General features: G+C 57.9%; 16 protein-coding genes and 1 tRNA gene. 9 read left to right on the forward strand and 8 right to left on the reverse strand.

What is annotated here, in order from left to right; translation table 11 throughout:
- Nucleotides 1-2: 2 nt before the first annotated feature.
- Together nudC and C4S63_RS05305 are read right to left on the reverse strand one after the other, a co-directional pair.
- A complete protein-coding gene (gene nudC / locus C4S63_RS05300; protein ID WP_234999941.1) occupies nucleotides 3-809 on the reverse strand; it encodes an NAD(+) diphosphatase in 807 nt (268 codons plus the stop codon).
- The gene (locus C4S63_RS05305; protein WP_103916928.1) at nucleotides 809-2,488 is read right to left on the reverse strand and encodes a hypothetical protein; all 1,680 of its coding nucleotides are present in this window, start codon (nucleotides 2,486-2,488) and stop codon (nucleotides 809-811) included. The genes nudC and C4S63_RS05305 overlap by 1 nt, the downstream gene beginning before the upstream one ends.
- Before the next feature lie 497 nt (nucleotides 2,489-2,985).
- On the opposite strand from C4S63_RS05305, the gene nhaB reads away from it, so the two are divergent.
- The gene (gene nhaB / locus C4S63_RS05310) at nucleotides 2,986-4,575 is read left to right on the forward strand and encodes a sodium/proton antiporter NhaB (protein WP_062816108.1); all 1,590 of its coding nucleotides are present in this window, start codon (nucleotides 2,986-2,988) and stop codon (nucleotides 4,573-4,575) included.
- 15 nt (nucleotides 4,576-4,590) lie between these two features.
- Here the strand turns inward: nhaB and dnaQ are convergent, their stop codons facing one another.
- From dnaQ to C4S63_RS05325, 3 genes are read right to left on the reverse strand one after another with little or no spacing between them, the layout of a single operon-like run.
- Nucleotides 4,591-5,328: a DNA polymerase III subunit epsilon gene (gene dnaQ / locus C4S63_RS05315; RefSeq protein ID WP_062816109.1), complete on the reverse strand. Its 738-nt coding sequence runs from the start codon at nucleotides 5,326-5,328 to the stop codon at nucleotides 4,591-4,593.
- Nucleotides 5,328-5,783, reverse strand: coding sequence for a ribonuclease HI (gene rnhA, locus C4S63_RS05320; RefSeq protein WP_103916929.1), 456 nt, complete (start codon nucleotides 5,781-5,783; stop codon nucleotides 5,328-5,330). Before rnhA ends, dnaQ begins: the two co-directional genes overlap by 1 nt.
- A 4-nt stretch (nucleotides 5,784-5,787) precedes the next feature.
- Nucleotides 5,788-6,564, reverse strand: coding sequence for a class I SAM-dependent methyltransferase (locus C4S63_RS05325; RefSeq protein WP_062816111.1), 777 nt, complete (start codon nucleotides 6,562-6,564; stop codon nucleotides 5,788-5,790).
- Between the two features lie 54 nt (nucleotides 6,565-6,618).
- On the opposite strand from C4S63_RS05325, the gene gloB reads away from it, so the two are divergent.
- The 8 genes from gloB (at nucleotide 6,619) to C4S63_RS05365 (ending at nucleotide 17,348) form a co-directional block, all read left to right on the forward strand.
- Nucleotides 6,619-7,392, forward strand: coding sequence for a hydroxyacylglutathione hydrolase (gene gloB / locus C4S63_RS05330; RefSeq protein WP_103916930.1), 774 nt, complete (start codon nucleotides 6,619-6,621; stop codon nucleotides 7,390-7,392).
- Nucleotides 7,393-7,461: 69 nt separating this feature from the next.
- Complete coding sequence (locus C4S63_RS05335) at nucleotides 7,462-9,063, forward strand: LysM peptidoglycan-binding domain-containing protein (RefSeq protein ID WP_103916931.1); 1,602 nt, start codon at nucleotides 7,462-7,464, stop codon at nucleotides 9,061-9,063.
- A 16-nt stretch (nucleotides 9,064-9,079) separates the two neighbouring features.
- Nucleotides 9,080-10,873: an extracellular solute-binding protein gene (locus C4S63_RS05340; RefSeq protein WP_234999942.1), complete on the forward strand. Its 1,794-nt coding sequence runs from the start codon at nucleotides 9,080-9,082 to the stop codon at nucleotides 10,871-10,873.
- A 12-nt stretch (nucleotides 10,874-10,885) separates the two neighbouring features.
- A complete protein-coding gene (locus tag C4S63_RS05345) occupies nucleotides 10,886-12,718 on the forward strand; it encodes an extracellular solute-binding protein (protein WP_103916933.1) in 1,833 nt (610 codons plus the stop codon).
- The gene (locus tag C4S63_RS05350) at nucleotides 12,715-13,791 is read left to right on the forward strand and encodes a microcin C ABC transporter permease YejB (protein WP_103916934.1); all 1,077 of its coding nucleotides are present in this window, start codon (nucleotides 12,715-12,717) and stop codon (nucleotides 13,789-13,791) included. The genes C4S63_RS05345 and C4S63_RS05350 overlap by 4 nt, the downstream gene beginning before the upstream one ends.
- Entirely contained in the window at nucleotides 13,791-14,843 is a 1,053-nt protein-coding gene (locus C4S63_RS05355) for an ABC transporter permease (protein ID WP_063508541.1), read from the forward strand. Before C4S63_RS05350 ends, C4S63_RS05355 begins: the two co-directional genes overlap by 1 nt.
- Nucleotides 14,840-16,414 (forward strand): ABC transporter ATP-binding protein, encoded by a 1,575-nt coding sequence (locus C4S63_RS05360; protein ID WP_103916935.1) that lies wholly within the window; start codon nucleotides 14,840-14,842, stop codon nucleotides 16,412-16,414. Before C4S63_RS05355 ends, C4S63_RS05360 begins: the two co-directional genes overlap by 4 nt.
- 133 nt (nucleotides 16,415-16,547) lie before the next feature.
- Nucleotides 16,548-17,348, forward strand: a complete 801-nt coding sequence (locus tag C4S63_RS05365) for an enoyl-ACP reductase (RefSeq protein WP_062816334.1) — start codon at nucleotides 16,548-16,550, stop codon at nucleotides 17,346-17,348.
- Between the two features lie 72 nt (nucleotides 17,349-17,420).
- On the opposite strand, the gene C4S63_RS05370 is transcribed toward C4S63_RS05365, so the two are convergent.
- From C4S63_RS05370 to C4S63_RS05380, 3 genes are all read right to left on the reverse strand, one after another.
- Entirely contained in the window at nucleotides 17,421-19,352 is a 1,932-nt protein-coding gene (locus C4S63_RS05370) for a SurA N-terminal domain-containing protein (protein WP_103916936.1), read from the reverse strand.
- Between the two features lie 165 nt (nucleotides 19,353-19,517).
- Nucleotides 19,518-19,594: transfer RNA gene (locus C4S63_RS05375), tRNA-Asp, on the reverse strand.
- 10 nt (nucleotides 19,595-19,604) lie between these two features.
- Nucleotides 19,605-19,877 (reverse strand): HU family DNA-binding protein, encoded by a 273-nt coding sequence (locus C4S63_RS05380; RefSeq protein WP_035244197.1) that lies wholly within the window; start codon nucleotides 19,875-19,877, stop codon nucleotides 19,605-19,607.
- Nucleotides 19,878-20,043: the final 166 nt, after the last annotated feature.

Raw genomic sequence — 20,043 nt, forward strand, 5'->3', positions numbered from 1 at the left:
CCTTATTGGAAGCGCGCTACCCAATGGTCAATCAGTGTCCGGGCAATACTGCCCGGGGGCGGTATCATCGGCAATGACTGGTAGTGGAACCAGTCCGCCGCGACAATTTCGTCATCATCAATGCAGATTTCCCCGCCGGCATAATCCGCATGGAATCCCAACATGAGGGAGTGAGGAAACGGCCAGGACTGACTGCTCAGATATTGCAGGTTGGTCACCTCGATACCGCTCTCTTCCCGGACTTCCCGGGCCAGAGCCTGCTCAGCGGACTCCCCGGCTTCCATGAAACCGGCCAAACAGGAATACATGCCCTCCGGGAAGCGTGTCGAACGCCCCAACAGGGCATGTTCCCCGCGCGTCACCAGTGCAATGATGCAAGGCGTGATTCTCGGGTACTGAAAATAGCCACAGGCCGGGCACGTCATGGCCAGATCACGGGGATGGGGCTCGGTGGGCGAACCACAACGACTGCAGAACCGGTGATTTTTCTGCCAACTCAAGAACTGCAGGGCCCGACTGACCATGGTAAACCCGGCTTCATCGAGCCCACCGGCGATCAGCCGCCGCAACGGCACCGGTTGCAGGGAGCCGTCGTCGAGCTCGTGGTTGCTCAGCTCACAGACGTAGCAGGGCTCGCCATTCAGAAGGCCAAGATAATAGTAATGCGGGTGCTGACGCAGCATGTACGCCGGTAAGACCGGTAATTGCCACGGATCCGCAGCAATCAGGATATTCTGTTCATGAATCACATAGCAGCGTGCGTGCTCGGCGTGCTTCGGTTCGGGGCTGGACAGATCAATCATGGGCATCAGGCCACTTTGGCAACCGGGTAACCCAGCGCTTTCATGCTTTCTTCGGCAACTTCCAGCACGCCGTCACCGATAGGCTTCTGCTCTTCCATGCTTTCCAGGTAGTAATCGACTCCGGTCAGAGCGTCCGCGAGGGTTTCCATGTTCTCTCTCGTAGGAGGCGTGCCCCCCTCGATGAGCTGGTGAACAATATATTGATGACAGGCCTGCGTCACACCACGGGCCCGCTGCAGCTCCAGGAACATCAGCCCCCCGGCAATGGATGCGAAGGTACCCGGAAGATTGGAAAGGTGCATGGCATCCCAGTTGTTATCCATGAACGAGCTGATGGAGCGTTTTGCCAGGGCCAGGCCGGCGCGACACTCCCCCACCACGGTCATCCGGGCATCGTCCAGCTGATAGAGGGAAATGCCGCTGTTGTTGCTGCCACGGTGGATATCATCTTCCGGGCTGATGCTGCGCTCGAGATTGGCGGCAACGTTCTCCACCATCAGCAGGTCATCCACCAGCGAGTGGAAAGCGTCGCTCTCCACATTCTGGTCCGCCTGCCAGTCATTGACCTTGGTGGCCTGCTGTTTGATGACACCGGCCTCATCATCCTTGCCGATCATGGCCAGGGTACTGCCGAGGCGATTAAGGCTGGCGGCCACAGACTGGTAATTGGTATCTGCCACACCCTGGGATGCCATATCCAGGCTTTCCTTGAGTTCACTGATTTCATCACGCATGGCACTGGCAACCGACCGGATCACCGAACCACTGGCTCCGGTCATCAACGCCAGTTCACGCTGCAGGATGGCATCGGACACATCGCTGTCCAGGGCAAACGCCTGCTTCACTTGCCCGACAACCCCGGAATTCAGGGAAGACAGGGACACCAGGTAGAGGCTTTCCTTGATCATCAACAGCGGCGCTTCTTCGCTGAGCGCCTGATCGCCACCGTAAACCAGCTTCTTCAATTGCCTGTCGTACTGGGAGAGCAAGGCCTTCCTGGCCGGGGTGAGGGCCATGTCGTCCGCCACCATGGCCGTAATCACCGCCTGGCCAATCCACAGGAAACGACTCAGGCCACAGTCGCCGGCAGCGCGGTCCAGGCGCACCATGGCGCGGCCCATCAGACGCAGGTTGACCGAGGGATTCAGGTCCCGGAGTACGCCTAACAACCCGGTTTGATACATATGCCGCAGGCGCCGGGCCAGGGCCGGCAGTTCGGCGCGGGGCAAGTCACTCTCGGGAGCGGGCGGTGTGCGCGGGCGAGACAGATTGGCACTGAAAAAATGGCTTTCCTGAATCAGTGCTTTGCCACCAGCGCGACGTAATTCATTGATACCGCCGATCAGCAACGCCGGCAGCGTGCGGTTCTTGAGTTGCACGTAATCGAAATAGCGGGTCAGCAGGACAATGGCATTACTGAGGGCCTGAACGCGGGCGTCGGACTGCTTTTCACGCAGCTCCCGGGCGGCGAGTGCCATTTCTTCACTCATCAGCGCCGCTGCAGGCAGCTCAACCACCTGGCAGATACCCCGTAATTGCTGGAAGTCTTCGGCACACCGTGCCAGCTCTTCCTGACGGGAGGGATCGTCGGAAAACGCCTCCAGGCTGGTTTCCGCTTCCGTCAGGGTGGCGTCAATCGCTTCCTTGAGAAAAGTCAGGGAGGTGGTATTCGTTATGGCGACCATGGACTCTCCGCAAGCACCCAACTGTTATTATCATCGGTCGTACGCCGTGCAACCCCCGCATACGCCGCATTTCTCATCATAGAAGTGTCGACATAGGGTTTAAACCCACTTGGCAGACAAGAAAAAGGCCCCTTCCCCATCAACAGAGTCATCGCAATTGACTCTGTTCAGCGTGGGCAGAATCTACCAATAAGGCGGGTCGAAAAGGCCTGAAGCCCACTTTCGACACCCACCGCGAAAGGCGCATCAACTTTTGCACGTCATCAAACAATGCGTCAACTTTCATTTGTAAGCAACTGATTTATTGGCTATTTGTTAACCTGGCCACACTCTGGAAACGGCACTTAATCGGCCCCTAACCCGAATCCCGCCATAACCCTGTCAATCCCGACCATGGTCCTGGCCACTTCTTGCCTTTCTGCACTGTACCGGGGCACAGCAAATCCGTATGATTGCCGCCGCCTCGACTCCGTTCATCCCTCGCACAGGATTTCGCCATGTCCGCCACGCTTGGCCGTGCCTTTCTGCACAATTTCCTTGGGCAAGCCCCTGCCTGGTACAAATACACCATCATTGCCTTTCTGGCCGTCAATCCGCTGATTTTTCTGACACTGGGCCCCGTTGTCGCTGGCTGGCTGCTGCTGGCCGAGTTTATCTTCACCCTGGCCATGGCCCTCAAGTGCTACCCGCTCCAGCCGGGCGGGCTGCTTGCCATTGAGGCCGTGCTGATCGGGCTGACTTCCGCTGAGACCGTGTTGCACAAGGTAGAAAGCAACCTGGAAGTCATGCTGCTGCTGATTTTCATGGTGGCGGGGATTTTCTTCCTCAAGGATCTGCTTCTGTTCCTCTTTACTCGCATCCTTCTGGGGGTGAAGTCCAAGGTTCGCCTGAGCCTGCTGTTCTGTGTCGCGGCGGCCGTCCTCTCCGCGTTTCTGGATGCGCTCACCGTCACCGCCGTGGTCATCGCGGTGTGTACCGGCTTCTACGGGATCTACCACAAAGTGGCTTCCGGCAAGACCTTTCAGCAGAAGCATGATCATGGCGACGATACCAGCGTCGAAGACCTGCACCGGGAAGACCTGCGCCGCTTCCGGGCCTTCCTGCGCAGCCTGCTGATGCATGCCGCAGTAGGCACTGCCCTTGGTGGAGTCTGCACCCTGGTCGGCGAACCCCAGAACCTGCTTATCGCCAACAAGGCCGGCTGGGAATTTGGTGAGTTTTTCCTGCGCATGGCGCCGATTACCCTGCCTGTCCTGGTAATGGGCCTGCTGACCTGTGTCTTCCTGGAAATCAGCGGCAGCTTCGGCTACGGCGAGGACATTCCGGAAAAGGTGCGCGGCATTATGCGCCAGTACGCGCTGGAGCAGGACCGCAAACGCACCGTACAAAATCGGGCTGCGCTGGTCATACAGGCGCTCACCGCTGTGTGGCTGGTGGTCGGCCTGGCCACCCACGCCGCCTCAGTGGGGCTGGTGGGCCTGACGGTGATTATTCTCGCTACCTCGTTTACCGGCATCATTGAGGAACACCGACTCGGCGCCGCTTTTGAGGAGGCCCTCCCCTTCACCGCCCTGCTGACGGTCTTTTTCGCCGTGGTGGCGGTTATTGCAGACCAACAGCTCTTTGCCCCGGTCATTGAGTATGTGCTGAGTCTGGAGAAGCAGATCCAGGGGCCGGCATTCTATGTGGCGAACGGGGTGCTTTCGGCGGTTTCCGACAACGTTTTTGTGGCCACGGTCTATGTGGATGAGGTTGGCCAGGCACTGTTGAAAGGCGAGATCGACCGGGACACTTTTGACCTGCTGGCGGTGGCAATCAACACCGGCACCAACATTCCTTCGGTGGCCACCCCCAATGGCCAGGCCGCGTTCCTGTTCCTGCTCACCTCGGCACTGGCTCCCCTTGTGCGGCTCTCTTACGGACGAATGGTGGTCATGGCCCTGCCCTATACCATCGTCATGTCGATTACCGGCTTACTGATGTCCATGATGGCACTGGGGCCGGCCACGGATTACCTTTACGAGAATGAGTGGATCGAACACCACGATGTGAGCGAGTTCCAGCTGTCACCGAACAAGAGCCACTGACCCCGGAAAGCCCGCTTAATGAAGCGGGCTTTCTTCCTTCTGGCGGTCCCACAACGTGGTTTCACCATTGCTGTCGGCAATGGCGGCCAGCTTGTCGCGATGCCGTTGCAGCTCCTGGTCAGAGGCTCGTACAACCTTCAGCCCGGGGCGTTGACCATCCAGGCGGCGAATCGCCTCAGCAGCCATTTCCCCGCCCTGGCTGGCACCGTCACTACCATCCAGTGACAAGCGGGTCTGCCCGCCGGTCATGGCCAGGTACACATCGGCGAGAATCTCCGCATCCAGCAAGGCGCCGTGCAGCTCACGATGGCTGTTCTCGACCCCATAGCGGCGGCACAGCGCATCCAGGTTGTTTTTCTGGCCAGGGTGTTTCTGGCGTGCCATCACCAGGGTATCGAGGACACCACAGCGTTGCTCGATGGTGCCATAACGGCTGCCCAGGCGACGTAATTCATGGTTCAGGAAGCCCACATCGAACGGCGCGTTATGGATCACCAGTTCCGAACCGTCCACAAAGGCCAGAAACTCATCCACCACCTTGTCGAACGTCGGCTTGTCTGCGAGAAACTCGGTGCTGATCCCGTGGACCGCCAGGGCGCCCTCATCAATCTCTCGCTGGGGATTGAGATACAAATGCAGGCTATTGCCTGTCAGACGTCTGTTGACCACTTCCACACAGCCAATTTCGATCACCCGGTGGCCATCGTTGGGTTCAAGACCCGTGGTTTCCGTATCCAGTACTACCTGACGCATCAGCTTGGCATTCCTTTTTTCTGGAGAAGTTCATCGATGCCACGATTGGCAAGCGCATCGGCTTTTTCATTCTCGGGGTGACCGCTGTGCCCCTTCACCCATTGCCATTCAATGGTGTGCTTGCTGCAGGCCGCATCCAGACGCCGCCATAAATCCGCATTCTTTACCGGCTGTTTCGACGCCGTTTTCCAGCCCCGCTTTTTCCAGTTGGCCATCCACTGCGTGATGCCATCCATGACATAGCGGGAATCGGTGGTCAGCACCACCTGACAGGGCTGCGTCAGGGCCTCCAGGGCCATGATCGCCGCCATCAGTTCCATCCGGTTGTTGGTGGTATCAGGCTCCCCACCGGAAAGGGTCTTTTCGGTACTGCCATAACGCAGCACGGCGCCCCAGCCACCGGGGCCGGGATTGCCGCGGCAGGCGCCGTCGGTAAATATCATCACTTGCTTCAATGAATCAGGACTCCTTGTTTTGCTGCCCCCAGCGGGCAACCGGTACCGGGACAACGGTATTTCGCGGCACCCTTTTTTGCCGGTTGGGCAATAACTTGGCCATACCGGCCCGCTTGCGGGCAACCAGCAGATAGGTATTGCCATGGCGAGGCCAAAGCAGGCTACCCAACCATTCCAGCAGCCGCAGACGCTCACGGCCGCGACCGGAAAGCGGCATAGTATAGAAGCCGCTGGCCATGCCATCGACCTCAAATCCCAATACCTGCAACCAGTCGGTAAGACGATTGGGGCGATAAAACCGCCCGGACCAGCCCGGCCGTTTCCGCCAGAAAAACCAGCGTGCCAGCCCCATCAAGCTGACCGGATGGAAGCCGATGATGGCCACCTTGCCACCCGGGGCGATACTGCGCGTTGCTTCTCGTAGCACCTGATGGGGGTCCTGGCTGAAATCCATGACATGATGCAGCAGAAGTAGATCCACACTGGCCTTCGCCAAGGGTAACAACTCCAGACGGGCCTGAACCCGGGTGCCGCCAAAGCCCTCTGTGGAAATACTGGTTTGCCAGGGCAGCGGGCTTTCCGCCAGCAAATCTCTCCCCGTGCCGCTGTACAGGGCGACCGCTCGCTGGCCCGCCTGACTGCGCAACCATTCACCGAGCATTTCACGCTCCGCTGCAAGCAAGGCCTGACCGGGCTCACTGTCCAGCCAGTTATCAAAATTGCGCCCCAGCTCCGGGGAAGAGGCGTTATAGGAAATACGGTTGAGTGGAGGCAGCTGCATGACGGACAATGACTCCCACAAAAGATTGCCGTTTTATCAGGAGCGTAGCACGACATGTTGCCCAGCCCTACTGCCATCCCCGCATTCAGAGACAATTACATCTGGGCCATTCGCCAGGAAGACCGCTGCGTGGTCGTGGACCCTGGCGATGCAGAACCGGTGGAGCAGTTCCTGCAGGAAAACGGTCTGCAACTCACCAGTATTCTGATTACCCATCATCACCCGGACCATGTGGGCGGCATTCCGGCTCTGCTCAAGCAACGGGAGATCCCCGTGTATGGGCCTGCCAGGGAAACCATCCCCGCAATGACCCACCCCCTGGCTGAAGGCGATGTCATTCAACCCGCCGGACTCGACATCAGCTTGAGAGTCATGGAAGTCCCCGGCCATACCCTTGGACATATCGCCTTCCACAATGCTGAACTGAACTGGCTTTTTTGCGGCGACACCCTGTTCGCCGGGGGATGTGGACGCCTTTTCGAGGGCACTCCAGAGCAGATGTATGACTCACTGCAACGTCTGGCCAGCCTGCCCGCCTCCACCCTGGTGTACTGCACCCACGAATACACCCTCGCCAACCTCACCTTTGCAGCCGCAGTGACGCCGGATGACACGGCAGTGACCCAACGGCTTGAGGCCGTAAAAGAGGCCCGTGACGCCGGGCAAATCACCCTGCCATCGACGCTTGCCGAAGAGGCACGCAGCAACCCTTTCCTGCGTGCCCATGAACCGGCCCTCAAGCATGCCTGTGAGGCATGGGAACCCGGGGCTGGCAACAGTGATATGCAGTGTTTTGCCACCTTGCGTCGCTGGAAAGACAACTTTTGACCGACACGGCTTGTGGCGCCCCTTACCCTGCCCCTAGAATGATTGAAACATTTTGCTGTCGTTATATTTATGAAAAGAATTATTACTCTCGCCCTTTGTGTGGGCCTGGGAGTCCTCAGTGGTTGTGCCTCGAAACAGTCACTGGATGAACTCCCGCCCATGCCAGCCGCCGAGCCTTCGGTGGACGATGTCAATCTCGCCAACGGCATGACAGAACCCTCTCCTCTGGAGAGAAAAAAGGAAAAAACGCAGGAAAACAATGATATATGGGTTAGGCTTCGACAGGGTTATGGCCTTGATCTGTCGATAGAAAACGATCGTATCCGCGTACAACGAGACTGGTACGCCCGCCACCCGCAGTATTTCACCCGCGTCACCACCCGCTCCGAACGCTACCTGCATTACATCATCGAGCAAGCCGAAGCCCGCGATATGCCTCTCGAGCTGGCATTACTGCCTATCGTGGAAAGCGCTTTCGACCCCTTCGCCTATTCCCATGGTCGTGCCGCCGGGCCCTGGCAGTTTATTCCTTCCACTGGCGACTATTTCGGCATGAAGCGTACCTGGTGGCAGGACCAGCGACGGGACATTCTCAAGTCCACCAATGCCGCACTGGATTACCTTCAGCAGCTGTCCGACCGATTTGAGGGTGACTGGTTGCTGGCGCTGGCCTCCTACAATGCCGGCGGCGGTACGGTATCCAGGGCCATTCGCCGCAACGAAGAAGCCGGCAAACCAACGGATTTCTGGAACCTGAGCCTGCCACGGGAAACCACCGCCTACGTTCCCAAGCTTCTGGCCATTGCCCAGATCGTTCAGGACCCGGACAGCTACGGCGTGACCCTGCACCCGATCCGCAACGAGGCCTACTTCAGTACCGTGGATACGGGCGGCCAGATTGATCTGGCTCAGGCTGCGCGACTGGCTGATATTTCCGTGGAAGAACTCTACCTGCTGAATCCGGCCTACAATCGTTGGGCCACCTCCCCGGATGGCCCTCACCGGCTTCTGGTCCCGGCAGACCGGGAGGAACGCTTTTTGGCTGGCCTGGCCGAATTACCGAAAGATCAGCGTATGCGCTGGGCTCGCTATGAAATTCGTCCCGGTGACAACCTGGGCGCCATTGCCCGCAAACACCGCACCACCCCCCAGGTACTGCGCAGCATCAACAAACTCAACGGCAACACCATCATCGCCGGGCGAACCTTGCTGATTCCGGGCCCCTCTTCCGGTGATGACGACTACAGCCTGAGTGAAGAGGCGCGCTTGACTGCCAACCAGTCCCGGGAGCGCAAAGGCCGGCAACGGATCAATTACACGGTACAGTCCGGGGATACACTCTGGGATATCTCCAGACGTTATAACGTGGGCGTAAAAGAGCTGGCCAAGTGGAACAACATGGCTCCCGGCGACAGCTTGCGTATCGGCCAGTCCCTGGCTGTGTGGAGCGAATCCCGCCAGGCCGCCAGCGCCGTTCCACCGGAAAACGACAAGATGGTCCGCAAGCTGCGCTACGCTGTTCGCAATGGTGACTCCTTGTATGCCATCGCAGACCGTTTTAATGTATCGGTCAATGACATCAAGAGCTGGAACGACCGCGTTGCCAGCAATCGTTACATTCAACCCGGGCAACGGCTGACACTCTACGTTGATATTCGCAAAACGTTCTAGACCCTTCCTTGCCCTTGTGGCCCTGTTCCTCGGCGTGGTCTGCCACGCCGAGGTAACCCGCAGCCACGGCTATCATCCCTTCGGGGACCTGAAGTATCCCGCCGATTTCAGCCATTTCGACTACGTGAATCCCGACGCCCCGAAAGGGGGCTCCATCACCCTGTTCGGCAACGGCACCTTCGACAGCCTCAATCCCTATATCCTCAAGGGTCGCAGCCCTGCTGACACCCCCGGCATGCAGATGTACGGGGTGACCGAATTGGCGGACAGCCTGCTGATGGGCAGCCAGCCACATAACCCCCTGGGCGATGAAGCCGGTGCCGCCTACGGTCTGATCGCTGAGTGGCTGGAATACCCCGAGGACCGGAGCTGGTGCGTATTCCGCCTCCGTGACCAGGCCCGTTTCCATGATGGTGAGCCGATCCGTGCTGACGATGTGGTATTCACCTTCAATATCCTGCGCGAAAAGGGTCACCCCGAATACAGTCTTCGCCTGGCGGATGTGGACAGCGTTGAAGCCTTGGACGAACGCACGGTCAGGTTCACCTTTACCGAGGGCCGCCGCGACCTGCCTCTGCTGGTGGGAGCCATCCCGATCCTGCCCCGCCATTATTGGCAGACCCATGATTTTGAACGGTCTACCCTGGAAGCGCCGGTGAGCAGTGGGCCCTACCGGGTTGCCGACGTTCAGGGCGGCAAGCAGGTCACATTCCAGAGGGTGGCGGATTACTGGGCCAAAGACCTGCCGGTGAACCGGGGACGGTACAACTTTGACCAAGTGGTATTCGAATTCTATCGGGATGCGGATGTGGGATTCGAAGCCTTCAAATCCGGTGCCTATGACCTTCACTACACCTACAGCTCAAAACGCTGGTCCACTGCCTTCGACTTTGCGGCCATGAAGGATGGCAGAGTGAAACGGGCGGAAATTCCCCACAGCGTGCCTCGACCGGTGCAGGCCTTCTTCTTCAACACTCGGCGGGCCCCCTTTGACGACCCCAATGTCCGTGAAGCTGCCGCCCTGTTGTTCGACTTTGAATGGTCCAACCGCAACCTGTTTGCCGATGCCTACACACGCACGGTGAGCTGGTTTCCCAATAGCCCCTACTCTGCCGATATTCCGGCAAGCGCCGAAGAGCAGGCCTTGCTGGAGGACTTCCGCAAGACGCTGCCGGCGGACTACTTTTCCGCAGACATTACCCCTCCGGTCAATGATGGTAGCGGCCAGATTCGCAACCGCATGCGTGAAGCGCTGGCCTTGCTGAAAGAGAGCGGCTGGCAGCTGCAAGGTAACCGACTGGTGAATGATGCCGGCAAACCGCTGCGTTTTACGGTTCTCAACTACCACAATCCCGGCATCTACCGCATTCTGGCCCCCTGGTTTCGCAACCTGAAGCGCCTGGGAATCGATGCCGACTATCGGGAGGTCGACCCCTCGGCCTACAAGGAAAAACTGGATAATTTCCAGTACGACGTGGTGCTCTTCGTGCTTCCCATGCGTGACTACCCCGGCCCGGAACTGAAAGACTATTTCCTGTCCAGCAGTGCTGACATTTCCGGCAGCCGTAACCTGGCAGGCATTGCCGACCCGGTGGTGGACTTCCTGGTCAAACGTGCGCTGGCGGCTGATACCGAAGCCGACTATACCCTTGCCTTGAAAGCGCTGGACCGTCGTTTACGCTACCAGCACTACGGTGTACTGAACTATCATATCCGCCATCACAGGATCGCCTGGTGGGACAAGTTCGCCAGGCCCCCGGAACCAATCCCCTATGGCCTGGGTCTCGATACCTGGTGGATGAAACAATAACAAGGAGTCGATATGGCCATTCACGGCACCATTCGCACGCGAATGCTGCGTGGGCTGTTTCTTGGTCTGTGTGTTTGCACCGGCCTGGCAAATGCCGAGATTCACAGGGGGCATGCCATCGCCATGCATGGCGAGCCGCTCTACCCCGCTGATTTTACCCACTTCAACTACACCAACCCGAATGCCCCCAAGGGCGGCGAGCTGCGCCTGCACGTTGTCGGCAGCTTTGACTCGCTCAATCCCTTTGTGCCCAAGGGACGGCCTGCCGCCGGCATGGGCGCCACCGACAATTCGTACCTTTACGATTCACTGACCGTTCGTGGCGAAGATGAACCTTTCACCCAGTACGGCCTGTTGGCAGAAACCATCGAATGGCCCGATGACCGCAGCTGGGTCCGCTACCACCTGCACGAAGAGGCCACTTTCTCGGATGGCCACCCGGTGCGCGCAGAAGACGTGGCCTGGACCTTCAATACCCTGTTAGAAAAAGGGCGCCCCTTCTACAGCTACTACTATGCGGAAGTGGACCGGGTGGAAGTGCAGGACCCGCTTACCGTGACCTTTCACTTCGCCAACGACAGCGTCAACAAGGAGCTGCCACTGATCATTGGCCAGTTACCGATTCTTCCCAAGCATATCTGGGAGGAAAAAGAATTCGGCAAGGACGGCATGGCCATTCCCGTGGGGTCCGGCCCGTACCGCATTATCAAGGCAGACCCGGGCAAACAGATCGTTTATCAGCGCCGCGACGATTACTGGGCCAGGGACCTTCCCGTAATGAAAGGCCGGAATAACTTCGGCACCATCACCTATGATTACTATCTGGAAGGCAACGTGGCACTGGAAGCCTTCAAAAGCGGCAACTACGACTGGCGCCACGAAAACAATTCCAAACTGTGGGCCACCGCCTACAAGGGACCCGCGTTCGCCAAGGGTGAGATCAAGACCGAATCCGTCACGCATCATAATCCCTGGGGCGCCCAGGGCTTCCTGTTCAATCTGCGCAAGCCGCTTTTTCAGGACAAGACGTTGCGCAAGGCCATCGGCTATGCCTTTGATTTCGAATGGTCCAACAACAATCTCTTCTACGGCCAGTACAAGCGTAACCGGAGCTACTTTGAAAACTCCGATATGGCAGCCACCGGACTTCCCTCCAAAGCCGAGCTGGCCCTGCTCGAACCCTACCGCGACCAACTCCCGGAAGAAGTCTTTACCCGGGAATATCAACCCCCGAAAAGCGACGGTTCAGGCAGGCCCCGGGAAAACCTGCGCACGGCGCAGGAGCTGCTGAAAGCCGCCGGTTACCAATTTCGTGAAGGCACCCTGTACACGCCCGATGGTAAACCGGTGCAATTTGAAATCATGCTGGGTTCCCCCGCGTTTGAACGGATCGTGCTGCCCTTCTCCCGCAATCTGAAGGCCCTCGGTATCAAGGCCAATGTGGTTACCATTGATTCCGCCCAATACGTGGAACGCCTTCGGCACTTTGAGTTCGATATGGTGGTGGGCCGTATCGGCCAGTCCAGCTCCCCGGGTAACGAGCAGAAAGAATACTGGAGCTCGGAAGCCGCCAAACAGACTGACAGCCGCAACCTGATCGGCATCCAGAACCCGGTGGTTGACGCTCTGGTAGACAAGATTATTGCCGCTCCGAGCCGGGAGGCACTGGTTACCAGCTGCCAGGCCCTGGACCGGGTGCTGCAATGGAATTATTACAGTGTGCTTAACTGGTACACGGATCAGCACCGTATCGCCTACCAGTCGCGGCTGCGACACCCGGAGTTTGGCAAGTACGTCCCACTCGATACCTCACTGGATACCTGGTGGGATAGCACCGCGAAATGAAACTCTATATCAGCAAACGCCTGCTGCTGGTGCTGCCGACCCTGTTCGGCATTCTGCTGCTGAACTTTGTCGTTATCCAGGCCGCTCCGGGCGGCCCGGTTGAAAAGACACTGGCCGAACTCCAGGGGGTTGGCACCGGCGGTGCCGGCAGCAGTTTTGCCGGCAGCAGCGCCGACACCATGACGGGGGGCAACTACCAGAATGCCAAGGGTCTGCCCCCTGAGCTGGTGGAACGCATCGAGAAAATGTACGGCTTCGACAAGCCCGCCCACGAGCGTTTCTGGTTAATGATCAAGAATTACTTCACCGGCAATTTTGGTGAATCCTATTACCGTGATCGCTCGGTGACCGAACTGATCCTGGAGCGTCTGCCGGTGTCCATTTCTCTCGGTCTGTGGAGCACCGTGATCGCCTATCTGGTATCCATACCGCTGGGCATCCGCAAGGCAGTGAAGGACGGCAGCCGCTTCGATGTGTGGAGCAGCACCGCCATCATCATCGGTTTTGCCATTCCCAGCTTCCTGCTCGGCCTGTTGCTGATCGTCCTCTTCGCGGGCGGCTCCTACTTCGAGTGGTTCCCGCTGAGGGGGCTGACCTCGGATAATTTCGATGAACTGAGCTTTCTGGGCAAGGTGGGCGATTATCTCTGGCACATTACCCTCCCCACCATCGCCATTGTCGCCGGCAACTTTGCCACCCTCTCCATGCTGACCAAGAATTCCTTCATGGACGAGATTCGCAAGCAATATGTGCAGACCGCCCGTGCCAAGGGACTTACCGAAAAACAGGTGCTTTACGGCCATGTGTTTCGCAATGCCATGCTGATCATCATCGCCGGCTTTCCAGCGGCCTTTATCAGCATGTTTTTCACAGGTGTGCTGCTGATCGAATATATCTTCTCGCTGGACGGTCTCGGACTGCTGGGGTTCGAATCGGTGATCAGTCGGGATTACCCGGTGGTGTTCGGCACCCTCTTCATCTTCACCCTGTTCAGTCTGGTGATGAAACTGATCAGTGATCTGACCTATATGTGGGTGGACCCGCGTATTGATTTCGAGCGGAGGGATCATTGATGCCTCTGTCCACGTTCCTCAAGCCAGCCTGGTCGAATCCCGTGTGGGCTCGGCAGTGGCAGGCATTCCGCAGTAACCGGCGTGGCTACTGGTCCCTGTGGTTATTTCTGTTTCTGTTTATCCTCAGCCTGGGCGCCGAGCTGGTAGCCAATGAGAAGCCATTACTGGTTAGCTACGAGGGTGAGTTCTATGTGCCGGTGGCAAAGGTTTATCCGGAAACCACGTTCGGCGGTTTTTTCGAATCCGAAGCCAACTACCGGGATCCGGTGGTCAAGGACCTGATCAACGACAAGGGATGGATGCTTTGGCCTCCCATTCGTTTCAGCTACAACACCATCAATTACGACCTGGACGTTCCCGCCCCGGCACCGCCCTCTTCAGAAAACTGGCTGGGCACTGACGATCAGGGCCGCGATATTCTTGCCGGTCTGATCTACGGGTTTCGTATTTCGGTATTGTTCGGGCTGATACTGACCATCCTCTCGAGCATCGTGGGGATCATTGTCGGCGCTATCCAGGGTTACTATGGCGGCAAGCTGGACCTGTTCGGGCAGCGTTTCATCGAAATCTGGTCAAGCATGCCCACCCTCTTCCTGATCATCATTATTTCCAGCTTCCTGATTCCCAGTTTCTGGACACTGCTGGCCATCATGCTGCTGTTCTCCTGGATGACACTGGTCGATCTGGTACGGGCGGAGTTTCTTCGCTGTCGCAACATGGACTATGTCCGTTCCGCAAAAGCCATGGGCGTAGGGACACCGGTCATCATGTTTCGCCATATGCTGCCCAATGCCATGGTGGCAACGCTGACCTTCTTGCCGTTCATTCTCAATAGCGCGGTGGTCACCCTCACCTCCCTGGATTTTATCGGTTTCGGGCTGCCACCCGATGCCCCTTCACTGGGACGCCTGGTCGGCCAGGGCAAGGCCAACCTGCATGCTCCGTGGATCGGTATCAGTGTGTTTGCCACACTGACGCTGATGCTGACCTTGCTGGTCTTCATCGGTGAGGCCGTCCGGGATGCCTTCGACACGAGGAAGTTCCTGCAATGAGCTTGCTGACCTTACGTGGCCTGACCATCCGCTTTGGGCAACAGCGGGTTGTCGATGATATGTCACTGGATCTCGAGCCAGGCCACATGCTGGCACTGGTAGGAGAATCCGGCTCCGGCAAGTCGCTCACTGCCATGTCTTTGCTCGATTTACTGCCCGAGAGCGCCATCTGGGAAGCCGAGACGCTGACGTTGGGCGGTGAGAACCTGCTGGGTCTCAACGAGAATCGCAAGCGTTCCCTGCGTGGGGGCCGTATCGGCACTATTTTCCAGGAACCGCTGACCGCGCTGAATCCGTTACACACGGTGGAAAAGCAGATCAGTGAAAGCCTGTTCGTCCACCAGGGCATGAGTCGGCAGAAAGCCCGTGAGCGCTGCCTGGAACTGCTTGGGCAGGTTGAGCTGCCCACCACCGACGAGATGCTGGCGCGCTACCCGCATCAGCTCAGCGGCGGCCAACGGCAACGTGTCATGATCGCCATGGCGCTGGCCAACGATCCCCAGATTCTGATTGCCGACGAGCCCACCACGGCACTGGATGTGACGGTTCAGGAAACCATCCTTACCCTGATCAAACGCCTTCAGAATGAGCTGGGACTCTCCATCCTGCTGATTAGCCATGACCTGGGCGTCGTCAGCCGTTTTGCCGATGATATTGTCGTTATGCATAACGGCAAAAAGGTAGAGGCCGGGCCCACCGCTCAGGTGCTCCAGTCACCCAAAGAAGCCTACACCCGTCATTTGATCGAGTCGGAGCCGCGGGGAAAGATGCCCCCGCTGAATGATGACGCCCCTCTCCTGCTCGATGCCAGTGACATCGCCGTGACCTTCAAGGAACGTCGACGCAGCCTCTTTTCACCTGCCCCACTGTTCCATGCCGTGGATCGTATTGATCTCAACCTTCGCCGCGGGGAAACCCTGGGCATTGTCGGCGAGTCCGGTTCGGGCAAGTCCACCCTGGCCCTGGCGCTACTGAGGCTGATTAGGAGCGAGGGGCGCATCATCATGGACGGCCACGACCTGCATAGCCTGAATCAGCGCCAGATGCGTGACTGGCGCCGTCGCCTGCAGGTGGTCTTTCAGGACCCGTTCGGCAGCCTCAACCCCCGCATGACCGTGGGCCAGATTGTGGCGGAAGGCCTGGCAGTACATGCCAGCAACCTGTCCCGCCAGGAACGGGACATGAAGGTGGCGCAGATCCTCGAGGAAGTGGATCTCCCGGCATCGGCACAGGGCCGTTACCCCCATGAGTTTTCCGGTGGCCAGCGACAGCGTATCGCCATCGCCCGGGCCCTGATCATGGAACCGGAGCTGCTGATTCTGGATGAGCCCACTTCCGCCCTGGATCGGAGCGTGCAATATCAGATTCTCGAGCTACTGAAGTCTCTTCAGAAGAAACATGATCTCAGCTATCTGTTTATCAGCCATGATCTGAAAGTCATACGGTCCATCTGTCACCGGGTCATGGTGATGAAAGATGGCAAAGTGGTGGAACACGGCGAGACCGAGGCCGTTTTCGACCAGCCGCAACACGGTTACACCCTTAAGTTGATGTCCGCCGCCTTCGCCTGAAGAAGGCACCGGGAAACACACCGTTGCATTTGTCAGCCCGTGAAGAGACGTCAAACCCGCTTTAATTGCCTATACTTGGCCCAGTCGTTATGTTGGCCACCAATCGGAACAACCAGAACCACGAGGGATGACCATGGGATTTCTAGCAGGCAAACGCTACCTGATTGTCGGCGTCGCCAGTGACCGCTCCATTGCCACAGGTATCGCCGAAGCAATGCATCGCGAGGGTGCTGAGCTGGCCTTTACCTTCCAGAACGAGAAACTGAAAAGCCGGGTCGTGAAAGCGGCCGAACGCTATGGCAGTAGCGAAGCCCTGTGCTACCCCTGCGATGTGGCAAGCGATGAAGAAATCGAGGCAGTGTTCACCTCCCTGGGCAAGCAGTGGGACGGTCTGGATGGCATTATCCATGCGGTGGGCTTTGCCCCCGGCAATGAGCTGGATGGCAACTTTGCCGACGTGGCCACCCGGGAAGGCTTCCGTATCGCCCATGATATTTCCAGCTACAGCTTCGTTGCCCTGGCCAAGGCCGGCCGCCAGATGATGGCCAACCGCAATGGTTCCCTGCTGACCCTGACCTATCATGCCGCCCGACAAACCGTGCCGAACTACAACGTGATGGGTCTGGCCAAGGCGAGCCTGGAAGCCTCTGTCCGGTATCTGGCTTCCAGCATGGGCCCGGATGGCATCCGCGTGAACGGCATCTCTGCCGGCCCGATCCGCACCCTGGCAGCATCCGGTATCAAGAAATTTCGCAGCATGCTGGACTACAATGCCGCCAAAGCGCCTTTGCGTCGCAATGTGACCATCGAGGAAGTGGGTAACGTAGCCGCTTTCCTGTGCTCTGATCTGGCTTCCGGCATTACCGGTGAAATCACCTACGTCGATGCCGGGGCAAGCACCGTATCCATGCCTTTCGAAATGGATAGCGAGTAACCCCGAAACAGACCATTCAGCACAAAAAAAAGCTCACCATCGCTGGTGAGCTTTTTTTGTGCCCTGGTCAGGCTACTGATCGGCAGTGTTACTGCTCAGCCGTCCCAGGTTGAGGTCCACGTCGCCCTCATCGCGCAGCAGTGCCACCACCTGGCGGAAACTGCGTTGCCCTTCAATATTACCAAGCTGAAGCAGCGCAGCCTGTTGCTGGACTTCGGACAGAGGCTCAACGTTACCGTCTTCCACACGGGTTACCTGATAAGCAACCAGGGAACCATCTCCCACCCGAGTCAGCTCGATGGAGGAAGGCGCACCTTCATTGCTCTTGGGCAAGGCAAAAGCACCGTTGACCACTTCCATGAACGGCTCGGCGCCACCGCGCTGAAGCCCTTCCTGTTCCTCGATTTCGCTACCAAACAGGGAGGCGATCTCATCCAGTGTTGCCCCTTGCTGTAATTGCTCCTCTGCCTGGGCGGACAACTGCTGGGCCTTGTCCGCTGCCAGCTCGGCCTTGAGCCGCTCGCGAATCACAGCGGCGACGTCCTCCAGTGGCAGAGCTTCGGCAGGCTTTTCTTCAGCAATGCGAACCGCCAGATACTCACCCGGCGCCGTTTCGATCAGATCACTGTTATGGCGATCCTTACGCACCTGATCGCTGTTAAGTGCCTGTTGAACCTGGGGCGCAGACAGCGGCGCTGGCAGGGCTGACAAGGCAACCCATTCGGTGGTTTGGACTTCTGCCCCCACCTGTTCGGCCGGAACAGCCATATCACTGTGTTCGTACAGCAGCTCTTCAAGACGCGCCACATCTTCATTCAACAGGGTTTCTGCACGACCCTGCTTGAGATCAGCACGAATCTGTTCGCTAAGCGCCTCCAGTGTGGGCAGGTCCTGCTCACGAACGGCCTCGGACACCTTGATCAGGTGAACACCCGCATCGGTGACAACCGGCTCGGAAACCATCCCGGGCTCAAGACTGGCAATGGCCTCTTCCATCTCTTCCGGCAGCGCGCCTTTGGAGACCACACCCAGATCACCGCCAGCATTGGCGGAGCCCGGATCGTCGGAATACTCGGCAGCCACATCAGCAAAAGATGCCCCCGCAGCGATAGCCTGAGCCGCCTCGCTGGCACGCGCCTGCGCCTGCTGCAGGTCCCGGTCGCCGTTAATTTCCACCAGAATATGCGCCACTTTACGGGCCGCACCGGCTCCGGATTCTTCCATGATGGAACGACGCACCTGATACTCTGCCGCCACGTCCTCGTCGCTGACAGAGACCTGATCCGCATAATCCTCAACCGCCAGCCTCACATAGCTGATGCGGAATTCCTCCGGGCGCATGAACTCTGCCTGATTTTCATCGTAGTAGGCCTGAACGTCCTCGCTGGTCACGGTGAACTCGCTACGCAGGGCATTCATATCCAGGGCCACATAGCGAATATCACGAACCTGTTCGCCCAGGCGGCGCTGTTCGCTCAACTCCGCAGGAAGCGCGAAATTGGTCGCCACGAAGCCACTACGATACTGCTCTTTGATCACATCCTGACGCAGGCCCTGAATGTAGCTCTGCGGAGTCATGCCCCGGCTACGCAGCTCCCGCTCGAAACGGGTTTCGGAAAACTTGCCATTTTCCTGAAACAGGGGGATCTGATAAATATCGCGTGCGGCCTGGGTTTCACTGAATGCCAGGTTGGCATTTTGTGCTGCTGCCAGAATCAGCTGTTCATTGACCAGCCCCTCAAGAACCATTTCAGGACGCACAAAGGAATCCAGCATGGAGGGGTCAATGTTCGGACTTTGCTGTCGCAGCATGTCACGAACGCGTTCAACGCGCTGATTGACCATACTTCGGGTGATTTTGTTGCCTTCCACTTCGGCAACCACATCTCCGCTTCCGCCTCCGGTGAAATACCCATAGAAGCCGGAAATGACAAAAGGAAGGATAATCGCGGCAAGCAGGACCTTGCCCACGGGACCGCGGACAAACCGTCTGAACTCCTGCATGAAAATACTCCGTAGGGACTCTTATTAAAACCTGAGCCGGTCACTTCAACATGGCGTCAGGTAAAAACTGTCGAATTCAATCTTGTTATATGAGAACCGCAATAATGACTGCAGGTTCCCTAAACGGAAAAAAGCGCACCCGCTTACGGCTGCGCTTCCTCAAACTGGCGGAGCGGACGGGACTCGAACCCGCGACCCCCGGCGTGACAGGCCGGTATTCTAACCAGCTGAACTACCGCTCCCGCAAACAGTTTAGTTCACCGCGTCTTTCAGTGCCTTACCGGCTTTGAAGCCCGGTACTTTGGCGGCGGCGATCTGAATGGTCTGGCCAGTTTGCGGGTTGCGGCCTTCACGAGCAGCGCGCTCTTTCACAGCAAAAGTGCCAAAACCTACCAGAGAAACGCTGTCACCTTTTTTCAGGGCGCCAGTTACCGCTTCCAAAGTAGCATCCAGTGCACGGCCTGCGTCGGCCTTGGAAATATCCGCGCTAGCGGCAATCGCATCAATCAACTCTGACTTATTCACAAAGTTCCCCTTTCTGTTTTTCCCGGTTTTATGGTCGAGGCGTGATGTACTCTCCTCCTGAGCAAGCCGCCTTTATACCAACGGGTATAAGGAGCGTCAAGAAAGGAAAGGTATCATCGCACCCAAGTTAAAAAAAATGAAAAACCATATAGATCAATAATTTAAA

This window comes from Alcanivorax sp. DSM 26293 (assembly GCF_900107995.1).
Lineage (GTDB): Bacteria > Pseudomonadota > Gammaproteobacteria > Pseudomonadales > Alcanivoracaceae > Alcanivorax.